At 44.2% G+C, this 15502-nt stretch carries 16 protein-coding genes; 4 read left to right on the top strand and 12 right to left on the bottom strand.

Going from position 1 to position 15502, the window contains the following annotated elements; translation table 11 throughout:
• The first annotated feature begins 29 nt into the window (after positions 1–29).
• The 4 genes from DMB45_RS14740 to DMB45_RS12625 all read left to right on the top strand — a co-directional run bounded on the left by DMB45_RS14740 (position 30) and on the right by DMB45_RS12625 (position 2198).
• Positions 30–191: a hypothetical protein gene (locus DMB45_RS14740; RefSeq protein ID WP_160289163.1), complete on the top strand. Its 162-nt coding sequence runs from the start codon at positions 30–32 to the stop codon at positions 189–191.
• A gap of 12 nt (positions 192–203) precedes the next feature.
• On the top strand, positions 204–386 hold the full coding sequence (locus DMB45_RS12635) for a hypothetical protein (protein ID WP_041505595.1): 183 nt from the start codon (positions 204–206) through the stop codon (positions 384–386).
• 65 nt (positions 387–451) lie between these two features.
• Positions 452–781 (top strand): M57 family metalloprotease, encoded by a 330-nt coding sequence (locus tag DMB45_RS12630; protein WP_052634890.1) that lies wholly within the window; start codon positions 452–454, stop codon positions 779–781.
• A gap of 118 nt (positions 782–899) precedes the next feature.
• Positions 900–2198, top strand: a complete 1299-nt coding sequence (locus DMB45_RS12625; protein ID WP_041504560.1) for a hypothetical protein — start codon at positions 900–902, stop codon at positions 2196–2198.
• A gap of 84 nt (positions 2199–2282) precedes the next feature.
• Here DMB45_RS12625 and DMB45_RS12620 read toward each other — a convergent pair whose 3' ends face one another.
• From DMB45_RS12620 to DMB45_RS12565, 12 genes are all read right to left on the bottom strand, one after another.
• Positions 2283–3701 carry an NADH-quinone oxidoreductase subunit N gene (locus tag DMB45_RS12620; RefSeq protein ID WP_041505594.1) on the bottom strand — a complete coding sequence of 473 codons (1419 nt, stop codon included), beginning with the start codon at positions 3699–3701 and terminating at the stop codon, positions 2283–2285.
• Between the two features lie 23 nt (positions 3702–3724).
• On the bottom strand, positions 3725–5218 hold the full coding sequence (locus DMB45_RS12615) for a complex I subunit 4 family protein (protein WP_041505593.1): 1494 nt from the start codon (positions 5216–5218) through the stop codon (positions 3725–3727).
• A 17-nt stretch (positions 5219–5235) separates the two neighbouring features.
• Entirely contained in the window at positions 5236–7137 is a 1902-nt protein-coding gene (gene nuoL, locus DMB45_RS12610; protein ID WP_041504557.1) for an NADH-quinone oxidoreductase subunit L, read from the bottom strand.
• Between the two features lie 50 nt (positions 7138–7187).
• On the bottom strand, positions 7188–7487 hold the full coding sequence (nuoK, locus tag DMB45_RS12605; protein WP_041504607.1) for an NADH-quinone oxidoreductase subunit NuoK: 300 nt from the start codon (positions 7485–7487) through the stop codon (positions 7188–7190).
• A 56-nt stretch (positions 7488–7543) separates the two neighbouring features.
• Positions 7544–8053 (bottom strand): NADH-quinone oxidoreductase subunit J family protein, encoded by a 510-nt coding sequence (locus DMB45_RS12600; RefSeq protein WP_041504556.1) that lies wholly within the window; start codon positions 8051–8053, stop codon positions 7544–7546.
• A 46-nt stretch (positions 8054–8099) separates the two neighbouring features.
• Positions 8100–8588: a 4Fe-4S binding protein gene (locus DMB45_RS12595; protein WP_041504555.1), complete on the bottom strand. Its 489-nt coding sequence runs from the start codon at positions 8586–8588 to the stop codon at positions 8100–8102.
• Positions 8589–8598: 10 nt separating this feature from the next.
• Positions 8599–9675, bottom strand: a complete 1077-nt coding sequence (gene nuoH / locus DMB45_RS12590) for an NADH-quinone oxidoreductase subunit NuoH (protein ID WP_041504554.1) — start codon at positions 9673–9675, stop codon at positions 8599–8601.
• 87 nt (positions 9676–9762) lie between these two features.
• Positions 9763–11385, bottom strand: a complete 1623-nt coding sequence (locus DMB45_RS12585) for an NADH-quinone oxidoreductase subunit D-related protein (protein WP_041504606.1) — start codon at positions 11383–11385, stop codon at positions 9763–9765.
• An 11-nt stretch (positions 11386–11396) separates the two neighbouring features.
• Entirely contained in the window at positions 11397–11954 is a 558-nt protein-coding gene (locus DMB45_RS12580) for an NADH-quinone oxidoreductase subunit B (protein ID WP_082027585.1), read from the bottom strand.
• Positions 11945–12295, bottom strand: a complete 351-nt coding sequence (locus DMB45_RS12575) for an NADH-quinone oxidoreductase subunit A (RefSeq protein WP_041504553.1) — start codon at positions 12293–12295, stop codon at positions 11945–11947. Before DMB45_RS12575 ends, DMB45_RS12580 begins: the two co-directional genes overlap by 10 nt.
• 101 nt (positions 12296–12396) lie before the next feature.
• On the bottom strand, positions 12397–12768 hold the full coding sequence (locus tag DMB45_RS12570; RefSeq protein ID WP_146216447.1) for a hypothetical protein: 372 nt from the start codon (positions 12766–12768) through the stop codon (positions 12397–12399).
• Positions 12769–12871: 103 nt separating this feature from the next.
• Positions 12872–15499, bottom strand: a complete 2628-nt coding sequence (locus tag DMB45_RS12565; protein WP_041504551.1) for a hypothetical protein — start codon at positions 15497–15499, stop codon at positions 12872–12874.
• Between the last annotated feature and the right edge of the window lie 3 nt (positions 15500–15502).

Here is a 15502-nt window from a genome sequence, read left to right as displayed (position 1 = left end):
AATATTCACGTCATCAAATTTAAACTATTATGAAAACCTTGTATTATTTTGTTGTTTTACTTTTGATGGCTATATTTTATAGTTGTAGTAAAACTGAAGAAATGAATGTTGATGAGTTACTTACGGAAAGTAATGTATCTCAAGAAAACATGGATAAACAAATTATTGCTTCGTTAGGACTTGATACGTAGACAATTCGTGATATGGGAAGTTATTATATTGTCGAAGAAGATATTGCTTTTGATAAGGACTCTCTTTTTTGTTATCAGCCTAAAGCTCGTCAGGCTCGTCATACAACCTTGATTCAGGTTCCGTATGAGAATTTTATATCGCTTAGTACTTGTAATATGCCGACATCCGGTCTGGATAATTGGCTCGATGCTTAATCGGAGGCCATACGAGTGTTCGTATTATATATATAAGCGGAGGACCTTCTAATGTCGTGGTTCGAATGGATCATTTACCTTCTGGTACAGCTGCTGCATCAAATCTACCAAGAAATGGGGCTCCGGGAGAGATGATAAGAATAAACTATTGGAATCGTTATGGGAGAGAACTTAGTCATGAGAAAAAAGTATTTGTTTTAGTTCATGCAATTGGACATATTATAGGTCTTAAACATACGAATTATTTAAGTTTAGGTGAAACGGGAATCCTTATTCCGGGGACTCCTCAAACCGATAGTTATTCTGTCATGAACGGAGGAACAGCTGGTATACCTTGGGAGAGGTTTAGTGAGTATGATATAATTGCTGTTCGGAGAATTTATCCGCAATGGTAATAAATAGAAACTGTGAATAAATAAAAGTATTTTGACGTGAATATTTTTTATGACGCTTAAAAGCTTGGATAAAACGGCTTATATAGATAATTAAGTACTTATATATTTATTGTAAAAAATGAAAAAACAACTATTTTGGGGTATAATGATGATTCTAATGGTCTCTTTTACGAGTTGCGATAAAGACGAGTTTGGTTGGAAGAGATATAAAAAGGGTCATATCGGTATTACGGATGTTCAAATGCCTGACTTATCGACTGCTTTTCCTGCCAATAGCTTGGTGATGATCCGGGCTAAGGGTTTTACGGTAAAAGACGAAATCGTTTTGGAGTCGGTGGCTTATTCCCGTTCGGAGACGATTGGACTTAGTACGGCTTCTAATATAAAACCGTTGGAATGTACGGAGGATTATATCACTTTTTTTGTTCCCCGGTATAGGGCAGGGAGATTCCGGGTTATTGTTAGCCGGAATAAGGTGGGACAGGATATAGTAGAGTTGAATATCGGTAAAGAGGATTGTGGTTTATATGCCTGGGGACGAGAGCGGGGTGGATATGAGGGATATGGAATTAGAAAGATGGGCAGCTTTCCTTGGTGTATGTTTGATCCCCGGTGTTTGTTGCCTGAAATACTCCCTTTGAAAAGTTTGATCAAGATTTCCGGGGTTAAGCCCGTGTTCGGCCTGTTAAAGGATCAGGATAAGATTACAGTAGTCTCTTTTGATCCGGAGATGTATGACTCGTTGAAGATGGTAGGATACAAGGAGTTAACGGGCGTGCGTGATTTGATCTCCTGGGGTAAAATCGGGAATGATCTCTGTGTTTTGCGCGCAGACAAGGAGGCTAAAGAGCGAACGGTATTGCAATTGTTAAAAATAGATCATGAAACCGGCGATCAGACGGAGGTCGGGACTTGGGTGAAAGGAGAGAATCTACAACCGTTCGTGGGAAAAGAGAATACGTTTGTATATGATCCCGTGAGCGAAAATCTTATTTTTATTACCGGAATTTCCCCGAACTCGGAAGACAGTTCGGAAAAGGAGTGCATGATCTCCCTGAATACCAAATCGGGTAGTATGAAAGAGAGAATATTAGATGGAAAACGAAATGAGCTATTCCGTATGAATAAAGAGATTGGTTTATTAAGGGTTCACGAGAAGGATGGGGAAGATAGAACTTATATAGGAATTTTAAATCCGGCAACTTTAGAGATAAAGCAAGAAATGACGGAATTGCGAGGGCTTTGGCATTCTCCCGTTTATCGAAAATGTTCCGAACTTTTTTATGTCGTTTCCGATTTTAAAGAGATAGGAAGCAATAGCAATTTATTAGGCGTGTATAACCCGGAGCGACAAACTTTCCACTCTTTTATTTTCGGGCTCTATTTTTACGGGGAGGGTATTGTTCAAATAAATTAATATTTATTGCGATCGTTATATCGGGAAGATAAATCCCTTTTAATCTCTTCCGAAGAATAAAGGGGATCCGTATATGGAGGAAAATTAGAATCTGCTGAATGTGTCGATGTATTCGTAAACACTGCTGATGAGGCCTAATAAAAGAATACCCGCACTGCAAATCACTAAACTTAACCGGGTGTAATTATCGGAACGGAAAGCCGTCACGGCTTCTTCGTTTTTGTTGATAAACATGGCTTTTACGATTCTCAGGTAGTAGTAAAGCGAGACGATCGTGTTCAGCAGGGCGATGAAAACCAAAACGTAGTATCCCTCTTTGGCAGCAGCGGCAAAAATAAAAAATTTGCTGAAGAATCCGGCAAAAGGAGGAATCCCTGCCAAGGAAAACAGGGCGATCATCATAACGATACTTAATTTGGGATTTGTCGAGTATAAGCCGTTATATTCGTCGATATTCAATTTTCCGGAACGGGTTTCGACGATGGCGATAACCCCGAACGCGGCTAAGTTCGAAAGCGTGTAGATCAGAATATAATATACCAATCCGGTCATGCCTATGGCCGATCCGCTGATTACCCCCAGCATGATATATCCGGCCTGGGAGATGGAGGAGTAGGCGAAGAATCGTTTTATATTCTGTTGGCGCAGGGCGAAGAGGTTGGCTAAGGTGATCGTGGCGATAATCACGCCATAAAGGATGGCTTGCCACTCGTGGATCAGGTTTCCGAATACTTTACATAAAACGGTCATCAACACGAAAGCGGCCGATCCTTTGGATATAACGGAAAGATAGGCGGTTACGTTAGTCGGGGCTCCCTCGTAAACGTCGGGCGTCCACTGGTGGTAGGGAACTAAGGATAGTTTGAATCCTAAACCCGTAAAGAAGAATACAAAGGCCATGATTTGGATCGGGCTGCCGTTGATACCCGCGGGAATATCTTCGAAATAGAGGGTTCCCACCGTACCGTATATCAACGATATGCCGTAAAGAGCCAGCCCGGAAGCAAAGACGGCCGAAAGAATGTATTTGGCTCCGGCTTCCGCTGAAAGATGCTGGTATTTATTGTAAGCGGCCAAAGTGGCCATCGGGATGGATACGGTTTCCATGCCGATAAAGAACATCAGGAAGTTTCCGGCAGAGATCATAAAATACATGCCTAACAATGTCGAGAGGGTGATCATGTAAAATTCGCCCCTTCGAATGACGGTCTCTTCGCTTTTCAGCCAATTGTTTGCCTGCATGAAAATAAGCAGTGTACCTATATTCAGAATTGTTTTTACGATTCCTCCCATCGGTTCGTAATGGTACATGCCCCCGAATGCGGAAGCAGCTTCGCCGGGAAACAGATTCAACAGGGTATGTATTCCCATCAGGATACAGGCTGTCGGCTGAAAATATTTCAGACTTTTGGGAGAACCGAATATATCGTATAGCAAAAGGATGACTATCAGGGCGACTAAGGATAGTTCTTCTTTTAATGGCATTAGATTCGTGTAATACATTTTATTTTGAGGTTTAATGATTACTAATAGTTCAACACGTTAACGACCGGCAATAAACTTTCGCGGATCATGTCGGATATCCGTAAGGGAGCCAGACCGATACCGGCTATCGCCAGTATCAATACGATGACGGACAGGCGTTCGTACCAGTTGGCATCCGTGAGGGCCAGATGGTGGTCGTTAACGACTTGTCCGTACAGAAGTTTGCCGACAACCCGAAGGATATAGACCGCCGTAATGACGATTGAGGTACAGGCGATGATCGTGAAGACCCGATGGAAGGTATCCGTGTGTTGGAACGCCCCGACAAATACCGTCATCTCGGCCACGAATCCGCTTAATCCCGGTAAACCTAAAGAGGCTAAACCGGCAATAACGTAACAGCAGCCCAAGAAGGGAATAATTTTCATCAATCCGCCCATTTCCCGGATATCCCGCGTGTGCGTGCGTCCGTATATCATGCCGATGAGGGCGAAAAAGAGAGCCGTCATCAAACCGTGGGAGAGCATCTGGAGTACAGCTCCGGTCATGGCAGTCTGGTTCAGCATCAGAATGGCGAACAATACTAATCCGCAATGGCTTACGGAAGAGTAGGCATTGATGTATTTCAAATCGGTTTGTACGATGGCCGAATAGGCTCCGTATACCACACTGATACCCGTCAGGATGATAAATATCCAGGATAGTTCCTTGGCGGCTTCGGGCATCAGGTAGATGGCTACCCGGAAGCAACCGTAGCCTCCTAACTTCATCAATACTCCCGCGTGTAGCATGGAGACGGCCGTCGGGGCGGATGCGTGTCCGTCGGGAGACCAGGTATGAAACGGAAACAAGGCCCCCAAAACACCGAAACCGACGAATGTCAAGGGGAAGAACCAATGTTGGGCTTCTACCGGGATATGGGTTCGGGCGATCTGGAGCAGGTTCATGGTCAACTGTCCCCCGTCGGTTGCCGAATGGAAATAGATACCCAAGATTCCTACCAATAATAAGGCCGAGCCTCCCATCAGCATGAGGGTTAATTTCATGGCCGCGTACTCTTTCTTTCCGCTACCCCATACCCCGATCAACAGATACATGGGAATCAGGGCGATCTCGTAAAACATAAACATGGTGAACAGATCTACGGAGATAAAGAAACCGAATACGCCGACGGCGAGCAAACAGAACCACATGAAGTATTCTTTTTGCAGGAACTCCATTTTCCAGGAGGCAAATATTCCCGTGAAAACAATGACGGAAGAGAGCAGTAACATGGCGACGGAGATTCCGTCGACCCCTACGGAGTAGTGAATGTTAAGCGGAGCGTACCATACGCAATCTGCCGTAAAAAGCATTTCCGCCGTGTTTCCGGCGTTTCGTTCTCCGATGTAGGCGAATACCGATCCGATGGCCAAAGCCAGCAATAGAGATCCTCCCGCGGCAACAACGGCTCGTATCTGTTTCAGGTTCGCTGAAAAGAGCAATCCGCACATCATCAGGATCGGAATAAGAACGAATAAGGATAAAAAATTCATATCTTTTGTATTTTAGATTACACGAATAAAACCAAAAAGGCGATGAATAAGGTACCCAACAGGATAATATAAGCATACTGTTGTATTTGTCCGGATTGGAATCCCCGGATCGCGTATGCGGTTCGTTGGGACAATTGAGCTATACCGTTCATCGTTCCGTCGATGATGTGGCGGTCGAACCAGGCGATCGGACGGGATATTCCGTTGAATATGATCCGTTTGGTAATAAACAGATAAAACTCATCGATATAGAACCGTTTGGATGCTGCCTTGTATAAGGTAGGGAAAGTATTGGCCATTTGAGCCGGGACGGAGCTCTCTTTTTTATACAGGCGGGTTGCGATAGCGATCGCTATACAAGCGATAAGTACGCTACTGGCGGCTACGACCCAATCCAAATGAATCGCGTATTCGGCTCCGTTACTGCTGACAAATTTCCCGAAGGGAATAAAACCGGCAAACAGGGTGACTATGGCCAGAAATACCAACGGTAAGGTCATGGACCGAGGAGCTTCGTGGGGCGTGTGTTCGTGCGGACTCTCTTTTCCCCAGAAAATATTGTAATACAGCCGGAACATATAGAATGCGGTTAAAGCGGCGATAAAACTCATGACACCTCCCAATATAGGACTGAAATTGAAGGTTGCGGCTAATATTTCGTCTTTACTGAAAAAACCGGAGAAAGGGGGAATCCCCGAAATGGCAAGACAAGCGACCAAAAAGGTAATATGCGTAACCGGAAGATACTTTCTCAATCCTCCCATATGGCTCATCTCGTTGCTGTGTACGGCATGAATGATGGCTCCTGCGCCGAGGAACAACAAGGCTTTAAACATGGCATGAGTGAAGAGGTGGAACATGGAGGCCATGTAGCCCAATCCGGCATGTCCCTCCATGCCGGAGACACCTAAAGCTACCATCATGAACCCGATTTGGGAGATGGTAGAGAAGGCCAATACCCGTTTGATATCGGTTTGTACGCATGCGACGACAGCCGCGTATAAAGAGGTAAAAGCCCCCACGATAGCGATGACGACTAAAACGTCGGGCGCCTCCAAGTAATAGACGGGAAATAATCGGGCTACCAGATATACTCCTGCCACGACCATGGTGGCGGCGTGAATCAACGCGGAAACCGGAGTCGGACCTTCCATGGCGTCCGGTAACCAGATATGTAAAGGAAACATGGCCGATTTTCCTGCTCCCCCGATAAAGATAAGGGCCAATGCCCAGCTGATAACAGAGCAGCCCATAAATGTCATTCCGGATGCGTCGGTAAACAGGGATCGGTCGCCGGAAGTCAGCAATTCGAAACTGAATGTCTTTGTGAAATAGGATAATAGCAGGATTCCGATCAAAAAACCGAGGTCGGCAAACCGGGTGACGATAAATGCTTTTTTAGAGGCGGATACAGCTTCCGGTTTGGTATAATAGAAACCGATCAGCAGGTAGGAGGAGACCCCGACTAACTCCCAGAATATATACATCTGGAAAATGTTGGTTGCCACGACTAACCCTAACATGGAAAAGCTGAATAGGGAGAGAAAAGCGTAATAACGCTGAAATCCCCGTTCTCCTTTCATGTATCCGAGACTGTATATATGCACCATCAGCGAGACCGTGGTAATGACCACCAGCATCATGACCGAGATCGGGTCTAATAAAAGCCCTAAATCGATATGCAAACGATCCGTGAATTGAAGCCACGTGAAATTCACGGGGATTAATTTTTCATATATGCCGTTTACCTGTGCCGTTGAGAAATATTGTCCTGCCGCGATATAGGCTAAGATGGCCGAGAGGGCGAGAGAGGCGGTTCCTATGCAACCGGCTGTCAGCGGTTTAAGCTTCGTTCCCAGTAACCCGATGGCCAAGAAGGTAAATAGCGGCAGGATCAGAATGAGTAAAACGTATTCCATGATTTATAATTTTATATTTTCAAATTCCCGATTTTGTAATTCGTCGGATTTTAATGTTTCATCTTATTCAAGTTCTTTACCTGGATATTCCTGATGTTCCGGTATATGTTTATAATGATGGCGATGGCCACGGCCGTTTCGCAGGCTGATATTCCGATTGCAAACAAGGTGAAGAAAAAACCTTCCAATTGATCGGGAAAAAGGTAACGGTTGAATACCGCGAAATTGATATCAACCGAGTTCAGGATCAGCTCGATCGAGATCAAGATGGCCAATAAATTTCTGCGGGTGATGAATCCGTATATTCCTGCAAAAAGCATGACGGTGCTGATTACCAGATAATATTCCATGTGTATTTCCATGTGCTTATGTTTAGATTTTGCAATGTTTTTCTTTCGTTTTGTTTTTATCGTTTCCGGGCGATGACAATACCTCCGATCATACAAGCCAACAGCAAGACGCTAATGGCTTCAAAAGGCAGCAGGTATTGGTATTTCTCCATGCCCATTAAGGCCGTTCCGATGGTTTTCATATGAATTTCTCCATCCGCAGGCCGACTGGGGCCGAACGAATGTGTTAAAGTGATAAAAACACATAGGACCGTACCTGCCAAAGCTGTCAGTAAACCCGCGGCCATTTTGCTGTTTTTTAGTTTTTCCGCTTTATCTCCATCCGGACTGGTCAACAAAATGGAGAATACGTAAAGTATGATAATGCCTCCCGCGTAGATGGTTATTTGAACGGCACCTAAAAAGGAGTAATTAAGCTGAAAATAGATACCTGCCGTGGCAAAAAGCACGAATAACAAGTAGGTCGCAGATCGTAGAATCCTTTTTGTCGTTACCGTCAGAATGGAACAAACTACGATGACTGTTGCCAAAATAAAGAAAACGGCATCTTGTAAAGCAATATTCATAATTCAATCTATTAATATAGAGACGGGGTTGTAACAAAAGTTCCTGTTATCCCTCTCTCTTTTCGTTGTTTTGTTTTTTTTCCACTTTAGATCCTTCGCGGTTCAGTATCCTGACCAATTTTGAACGCGTGAAAACAGCGTGTTCAAACGTGGGAATAAATGTAATAGCCTGTTGGGGGCAATTTTTTACGCATAGTTGGCAAAACAGGCAACTACCTAAATCGTATTGGTATTTTACCAATACCTTTTTCTTTTTTCCCTCCTCGTCCGTCAGGAATTCCGAAGTGATTTTGATGGTTCCGTTAGGACAATTCATCTCGCAAATTCCGCAAGCAATGCACTTATGTTCGTTTTTTTCGTTATGCGGCATGGTCAATTCTCCACGGAACCGATCGAACATTTTTAGTGTGGCCCTGTTTTCAGGGTATTGTTCCGTTGTTTTCCGGGTGAAAAATTCGTTTAACGTTACCCGCATTCCGACAAGCAGCGAGTGTAATCCGCTGAAAAAGGAACTGATATATTCTTTCACGTTCATAATTCAAAGTTTAAAAGTGTAGTTTAAAAACCACGATGACGACCATTAAAAAAAGATTGAACAGGTTAATGGGCAGAAGATATCTCCATTCCAATTTAAGCAATTGGTCTATTCTTAATCGCGGAAAGGTCCATTTGAACCACATAATAATAAATATGATGACTGCCACTTTCCCGAAAAACCAGACGATGGTCGGAATGTAGTCCATGATCTGATTGAAACTTTCCCATCCCGGAATATGCAGCGGCATCCATCCTCCCCAAAACAGGGTAGTGGCAACAGCGGCCACGATAAACATGTTCAGGTATTCCGCCAAATAGAAAAATCCGAACTGCATCCCGGAATATTCCGTGTGGTATCCGGCCGTCAGCTCCGAATCGGCTTCCGGCAGGTCGAAAGGACCTCTGTTGGTTTCTGCCGTTCCGGCTATCAGATATACTACGAATGAGATAAGAGCCGGAATATGACCTCTGAAAATAAACCATCCGTTGGCTTGTTCTTCTACGATCGTGGAGAGTTGCATACTTCCCGCAAATACAACTATCGTCAAGATAGAGAGTCCGATGGAGAGTTCGTAGCTGATCATTTGGGCTCCGCTTCGCATGGCCCCGATGAGGGAGTATTTGTTATTACTGGCCCATCCGGCAAGCAGAATCCCGACGATACCGATGGAAGAGACGGCAATCAGGAAAAAAATACCCACGTGAAAATCGATAACATGCAGTCCTTTGGCAAACGGAATGCACCCGAATGCCAATACGGAGGCGACGATCACCACGAAGGGGGCTAAGTTGAATAGGAAACGGTCTACCTGATTGATTTCGATCAACTCTTTCGTGAGCATTTTAATCATATCGGCGATGCTTTGTATGATGCCGTAAGGTCCTACGCGATTAGGGCCGATCCGGCACTGGAAAAAGGCGCACACTTTTCGTTCGGCATAAATCAATACTAAGGCAATGAGTGCGTAGCCCACCAACAGGCATAACCCGATGATGACGAACTCGATCAAAGTTGCCGCGGTATGGGGCAGGAAACTTCGGAGTAAGTTGTCTATCCATTCTGTTATTGTCGAAAAATCAAACATATATGCTATTTTAGATTTATGATTTTAGATTTATAATTCCAACACTATTTGTATTCCTTACTAAACCTAAGTATCTTTTATTTTTATTTATCTGTCGAGATCCGGGACCACGTAATCTAAGGTACCTCCAATGGCGATCAGGTCGGCGATCTTGTTGTTTTGTGCCAATTGATCGACAACGGAGACCAATGTCAGACAAGGGGAACGGAACTTCATCCGGTAGGGTGTTTTTTCACCCCGGCTTTCGATGTATACTCCGAATTCTCCTCTGCTGGCCTCTACACTCTTGAAATATTGGCCTTCCGGGAGTTTAATCACCGGTTTCGTTTTTACTGCAAAATCCCCGGCCGGTATATTGTCGACCAATTGCTCCAGAATATGGAGGGATTCGAGCATCTCTTCCATCCGGACCATGTATCTGCTGAACGAGTCTCCTTCGTTATAGATGATCTCTTTGAAATCTACTTTATCATAGACTCCGTACGGCATTCGCTTGCGAACGTCGCATGCCCACCCGGAAGCTCTTCCGGAAGGTCCGGTAACGCCATAAGAGATTGCGTTCTCTTTGGATAAGATACCGATGTTTTTCAGGCGTTGCTGTGCAATGATATTTCCGGTAAATACCTCATGATACTCTTTGATCATGGGAGGTAGATAGGTGATAAACTCTTTGATCCGGCGGGTTAGGTTGGGATGAATATCTGCCATGACTCCGCCGATTACATTGTAATTCTGAATCAGACGTCCTCCGGTCGTTTCTTCCAGCATATTCAATACTTTCTCCCGGTCACGGAAACCGTAAAAGAAAGCCGTAAGAGCTCCCAAGTCCATGCATAGAGCCGACCAAAACAAGAGATGAGAAGAGAGTCTGTTCAGTTCGTCCATAAGAGTCCGGATGTATTTCACCCGTTCCGGTATTTCGATTTGCAAAGCCTCTTCGATACACATGCATAATGCGTGACGGTTTTGTTGTGCGGCTAAATAGTCCAGTCGATCCGTCAGGGCTAATGTTTGGGGATAGGTGAGGGTTTCGCACAGTTTTTCGATGCCCCGGTGGATGTAACCGCAGTTGACATCTACTTTTTTTACGATTTCACCTTCCAAGGATACTCTAAAACGAAGAACTCCGTGGGTAGCCGGATGTTGAGGACCGATGTTCACCACGTATTCGTTTTCTTTGAATACGATATTCTCTTTTTCCTGTATCTCTCCGCTTCTATTCTCCTTGTAAGTGGGGGCGGTATCCAATGTCTCATCGCTTTCTATACGGACGGGATTGATGACTTCGCTTGCGTCGTAGTCTTTTCGTAACGGGTAGCCTACCCAGTCGTTGCGTAAGAAAAGACGACGCATATCCGGATGATTGATGAAACGTATACCGAAAAAGTCGAACACTTCCCGTTCGTTTAGGTTGGCTGTTTCCCAAATATCGCTTATCGAGGGAAGTTCCGGGTTCTCCCGGTCGGTAGTGCTTGTTTTTAGGAAGATACGATGCCCGTGTATCGTGGATTCAAGTAGGTTGATGACACCCATGGAATCTCCCCAGTCCATGCCGGTCATGCATACCAAGTAATCAAAAGAGAGTTGGGGATCGTTTTTGAAAAACAAGGCTATATTTCGATATTCGGAAACCGGGACGATAACGGTGGGTATACCGTTTTCCTCTATGACGATATCCGGGTTGATATGTTTGATTTTATCTGTTAGCATAAATAGATCATTTATTTCTTCTCTTCTTTTCGATTGACTCCCCCGATGAATTTTTCAACCTTTAGTTTCCGTTGGAGTTGCATGATACCGTATAACAATGCTTCCGGCCGGGGAGGACAACCGGGTACGTAGACGTCAACCGGGATAATGGAATCAACTCCCTTAACGACATGGTATGAATTTTTGAAAGGGCCACCGGAAATAGCGCATCCGCCCATGGCGATAACATATTTCGGCTCTGCCATCTGGTCGTAAAGGCGTCTTAGTACCGGAGCCATTTTATGGACGATCGTTCCCGCTACGACAATAAAGTCGGCTTGCCGTGGACTGGCTCGGGTTACTTCGAAGCCGAAACGGGCAAAATCATAACGGGCTGCTCCGACTGCCATGTATTCGATACCGCAGCAGCTGGTCGCAAAGGTAAGAGGCCAAAGGGAGTTCGAACGTCCCCAGTTGATAACCTCGTCAAGGCATCCCATGAACACGTTTGTGCCGGATGCCCGAAGTTGTTCAAGATACTCGTTGTCATTGAACTCTTCATATTTCATGGATTTGATATTTACTTCCATTCCAACGCTCCTTTCTTCCAGGCATATGCTAATCCTAAGATTAGAATCAACATGAAAAACAATATATTTAGTAATCCGTATATGCCGGAACTTTGAACCGTGACAGCCCAGGGAAACAGAAATACGGTTTCCACGTCAAACATCAGAAACAGGATGGCAAACAGGTAATATCCTACTTTAAATTGCATCCAGGATTTTCCTCGCGTCGGGATACCGCACTCGTAGGCTTCCCCCTTTTGTTGATTGTAAGAACGGGGAGAGATCAACCGGGCTATTCCCATGGCCATGACGACAAGTGCGATGGCCGTAAGTAGCACTACTACAAATAAGGTCAGATTCATAAAATAAAATGTTAAAATGTAGATATAAAATAGATAAATCAGATGACTAATTTATACTAAAGGATAGAAAAGGAAAAAGGGATACTCTCTCTTTCAATAAACTAAATAATGATTTTGCGTAAGGCAAAAACGTAGTATTTTGTTTTGTTAAGAGTCGAATAAGGATGAAAATACCTGTTCAGATTAAAAGGTGCTAAAGACTGTGTAATGTTCTTTGCATACTTGGCATGAAACAGGTGATGGATGTAAGATTTTAGATCCGAGGTAATATGCGTGTTACCTAACGGGGCTTCTCCGAAGTAGGAAGAGATTGCTTCCAGTAAGTGGAGAATTTCATTAGAGGCTTGGCGTAAGGTTGTTTGAGCGGCATAACTCTCTCTTAACACTTCCGGTTGGGCGGAAATGGCTTGAGAAGATCCGTTCATTAAGAGAATGGATAGTGTTAATAGACTGTATTTTAGTAAATTACGCATTTGTCTCTTTTTTAAAAGGTCCACAAAGATAACTTAATTTTAAATCATAGTTCCCAAATTTGGTTGTAAAGTATGTTAATTAACAACTATTACATGCAAACGATCAGTTTACCTTGATCTTTTTCATTTTTCTTATAATAGCTCCCGTTCGAGTGACTCCTTCTATAATAATGGTGTAACTTCCTCGTTTATCCCCGGTATAGAACGAAAATTTAACGGATTTACCCGGTTCAAGCCGAATCAACGGCTGCCAGTAAAGCGTTGTTCTTTCGTCTTTGGTTGTGCTGAGCCGTACGGAGTCGATCTCGTATTTGGGTACATAAAATTCATCGGGTATTTGAATGCCTTGGGGGCTGATACGGTTTATGTTGAAATGAGTCGATGGTTTTTCAAAATGGTAATCCGGTCGGGTCGTTATCAATAGAACGGTATCCTTACAGGACGATGTATCAAAAGGGTCCGTAATATTTCTGGCGACCGGGCCGGTTAAAAGACTTATTCCCAATAAAAATCTTTTGGGTATCATGCGAACAAACGTGGAGTTACGTTCTAAAAAACCGTTTACCGTCATTGGAATTTTACGTTTCGGCGGGTATGGACCCAAAGGGTATACTTCGTCGTTGTATCTCATAAGCCCCGGAAATTTGAGAACGATCAGTTTTACGATGTCTTCTTCCGGCTCGTTGGCGATCTGAGCGGAGTCTAACCGGTAGAGATCGTCTACCCAGTTATCGTATGTCGTATATTTTTTGGGGGGTATTTTGCGAACGACCTTTACCTCGTTCAATAAGTAGATTTTTTCTCCGTTTTCGTAATAGTAGTTTTCGTAAGCGTTATTATAGAAATCGTCTTCTTCCCGGCGGATTTTTTCGTTATACGGGAAAAAGTTGGAAACGGGCAGAAACTTTTCTTTGTCAAACTCGATTTCTACCCGGTGTTTTCCTTTCTGATTTGTTGCTCTGACAACAAACTTGGTCCCGTCGATGAAAAATAAATTGTTGCAAAAACGCCCGGAAGAATCGGCTTCGGTCATCGTGATATCTCCCTTGTCGGAGAGAAAAAGTAATCTGGCTTTTCGGGCCGCTTTTCCCCAGACGTCTTTTACTTTGCCGGCAATGGATTGCCCTCGTTCTAAGTAAAATTCACACTCTTCCGTTTTCGCTTTTGCGATATCGGCGATATTGAAACGGGTCCAGCCGTGGGTGAGCATAAGGAGATCCGTGTGTCGGGCGATCGTTTCGGTCGTATCGCTGAAATAGTATCCCGGTTCTTCAATGTACCCCTTTAAATCGGAGGTCAGCAACAGGTTGGACTGAATGTCGTCGATATAATGCGACGTATCGCGGTCGGAATCGGGAACAACGGCCATGGAGAATGATCCTCTGTCGGCAATCGAGTCGAGGAGTAGTTTTACGGTGACGCTTTCGCGCGAGACGAACTCTTCTTTATCGGTAGCAATGTCCAGTTTTGCGAGATGCCCGGGACGAATAAAGAAGATTCGTTGACTGTATATTCTGTACGCGGTGTCTACGAGGACGGCATGAATGATGCCTTCCGGCAGGGTGTTGCGAAGTATTTTGCCTTCGAAATGGTGTTCGTCCGCGGGGACAAGATTAATGAGTCGTCCCCTGCATTGTAATAATAGGGTCATGCCGGGAGGAAACGATGCTTTCTCTCCTTGCATGATTTTATATTCTATAATGGAATCACGGGCTGTTAATTGAATACCGAAACCGTGGTCGACCGGAGAAGGAAGTTCGAAACGTTTGGTGATACCCTTGCTATTGGTCAGTTCGGCATAGTAACGCCTGTTGTTGTATACGGGTAATTTAAAACTACCCATTCCCTCGTGTTCGCTTTTTATTTTGGCGATGATTGTGCTGTCCGTATAGATGTGCCCTTCCACTTCGGTAGCAAGACCGTTGGTATCGATAGCCTTGAATGCGACAACCTGGTAATTGTTTGTTATTAGATTGCCTCCTTCCGGAAAGAATTGAACATCGAAGTCTGTGGATTCCATCGGAATATACAGGTAGCGATCCAGATCGACGGATGATTTGTCTTTGGTCGAGAGGTGTATGGAGTAGTCGTCAGGTTCCAGTTCGATTCGGAGAATTCCTTTATCGTCGGTACGTCTGTTCTGTGTTTTACCAGTTGCGTTGCGTTTGTTCACTTGATATTGAAAAGATTCTCTGACATAGGGAGTATTCCTGGCGTTAGTGAACGTGATTTCGGCTCTGAGGGTATTGTCTGTCGCCCGGATGTATCTGATATCGGTGTTTACTCGGGCTTCGGAAGGATTGAGAATACGGATGTTTTTTTTGAAAAAATAGTCCGTTCCTTCGTTTTGCATCCAGTAGGTGAAAGCCCGGATACAATAATTGCCTTGAACCATTTTTTCGGGTAGCCTGATGTTACCTGAAAAGGCGGAGTCCCATTCCATGAATTTGAGACGTTGAAGAACGGAGTCCTGTTTATCGGTTAATTCGACATAGAGGATTCTACTGATGACATGAGGAATATGGGTGGCGGCATCGACTTGGTGAGCTCTGAACCAAATGTCTTCACCGGCATAATAGATCTCTTTATCCGTGTGTAGGTAGATTTTTTCTTTGGGTGTTTTTTGGAAAAGATTGTAAAATTTTTCAGCTAACTCTTGTTTGAAAGGAGGAATTTCCCGAAAAGCATATAAAACGGATACCAAACAGGTTAGTAATGCAATGCGTTTCATGAT

This window comes from Sanguibacteroides justesenii, assembly GCF_003204205.1.
GTDB classification, from domain to species: domain Bacteria; phylum Bacteroidota; class Bacteroidia; order Bacteroidales; family Marinifilaceae; genus Gabonibacter; species Gabonibacter massiliensis.
The sequence above is the reverse complement of the archived record's forward strand: the minus strand, read 5'-3'. Positions and strand labels throughout refer to the sequence as shown.

Excerpts from the sequence above, each read along its gene's own strand:
- DMB45_RS14740 (WP_160289163.1), top strand. The coding sequence starts at position 30 with ATGAAAACCTTGTATTATTTTGTTGTTTTACTTTTGATGGCTATATTT.
- DMB45_RS12635 (WP_041505595.1), top strand. The coding sequence starts at position 204 with ATGGGAAGTTATTATATTGTCGAAGAAGATATTGCTTTTGATAAGGAC.
- DMB45_RS12630 (WP_052634890.1), top strand. The coding sequence starts at position 452 with ATGGATCATTTACCTTCTGGTACAGCTGCTGCATCAAATCTACCAAGA.
- DMB45_RS12625 (WP_041504560.1), top strand. The coding sequence starts at position 900 with ATGAAAAAACAACTATTTTGGGGTATAATGATGATTCTAATGGTCTCT.
- DMB45_RS12620 (WP_041505594.1), bottom strand. The coding sequence starts at position 3,701 with ATGTATTACACGAATCTAATGCCATTAAAAGAAGAACTATCCTTAGTC.
- DMB45_RS12615 (WP_041505593.1), bottom strand. The coding sequence starts at position 5,218 with ATGAATTTTTTATCCTTATTCGTTCTTATTCCGATCCTGATGATGTGC.
- nuoL (WP_041504557.1), bottom strand. The coding sequence starts at position 7,137 with ATGGAATACGTTTTACTCATTCTGATCCTGCCGCTATTTACCTTCTTG.
- nuoK (WP_041504607.1), bottom strand. The coding sequence starts at position 7,487 with ATGGAATATTATCTGGTAATCAGCACCGTCATGCTTTTTGCAGGAATA.
- DMB45_RS12600 (WP_041504556.1), bottom strand. The coding sequence starts at position 8,053 with ATGAATATTGCTTTACAAGATGCCGTTTTCTTTATTTTGGCAACAGTC.
- DMB45_RS12595 (WP_041504555.1), bottom strand. The coding sequence starts at position 8,588 with ATGAACGTGAAAGAATATATCAGTTCCTTTTTCAGCGGATTACACTCG.
- nuoH (WP_041504554.1), bottom strand. The coding sequence starts at position 9,675 with ATGTTTGATTTTTCGACAATAACAGAATGGATAGACAACTTACTCCGA.
- DMB45_RS12585 (WP_041504606.1), bottom strand. The coding sequence starts at position 11,385 with ATGCTAACAGATAAAATCAAACATATCAACCCGGATATCGTCATAGAG.
- DMB45_RS12580 (WP_082027585.1), bottom strand. The coding sequence starts at position 11,954 with ATGGAAGTAAATATCAAATCCATGAAATATGAAGAGTTCAATGACAAC.
- DMB45_RS12575 (WP_041504553.1), bottom strand. The coding sequence starts at position 12,295 with ATGAATCTGACCTTATTTGTAGTAGTGCTACTTACGGCCATCGCACTT.
- DMB45_RS12570 (WP_146216447.1), bottom strand. The coding sequence starts at position 12,768 with ATGCGTAATTTACTAAAATACAGTCTATTAACACTATCCATTCTCTTA.
- DMB45_RS12565 (WP_041504551.1), bottom strand. The coding sequence starts at position 15,499 with ATGAAACGCATTGCATTACTAACCTGTTTGGTATCCGTTTTATATGCT.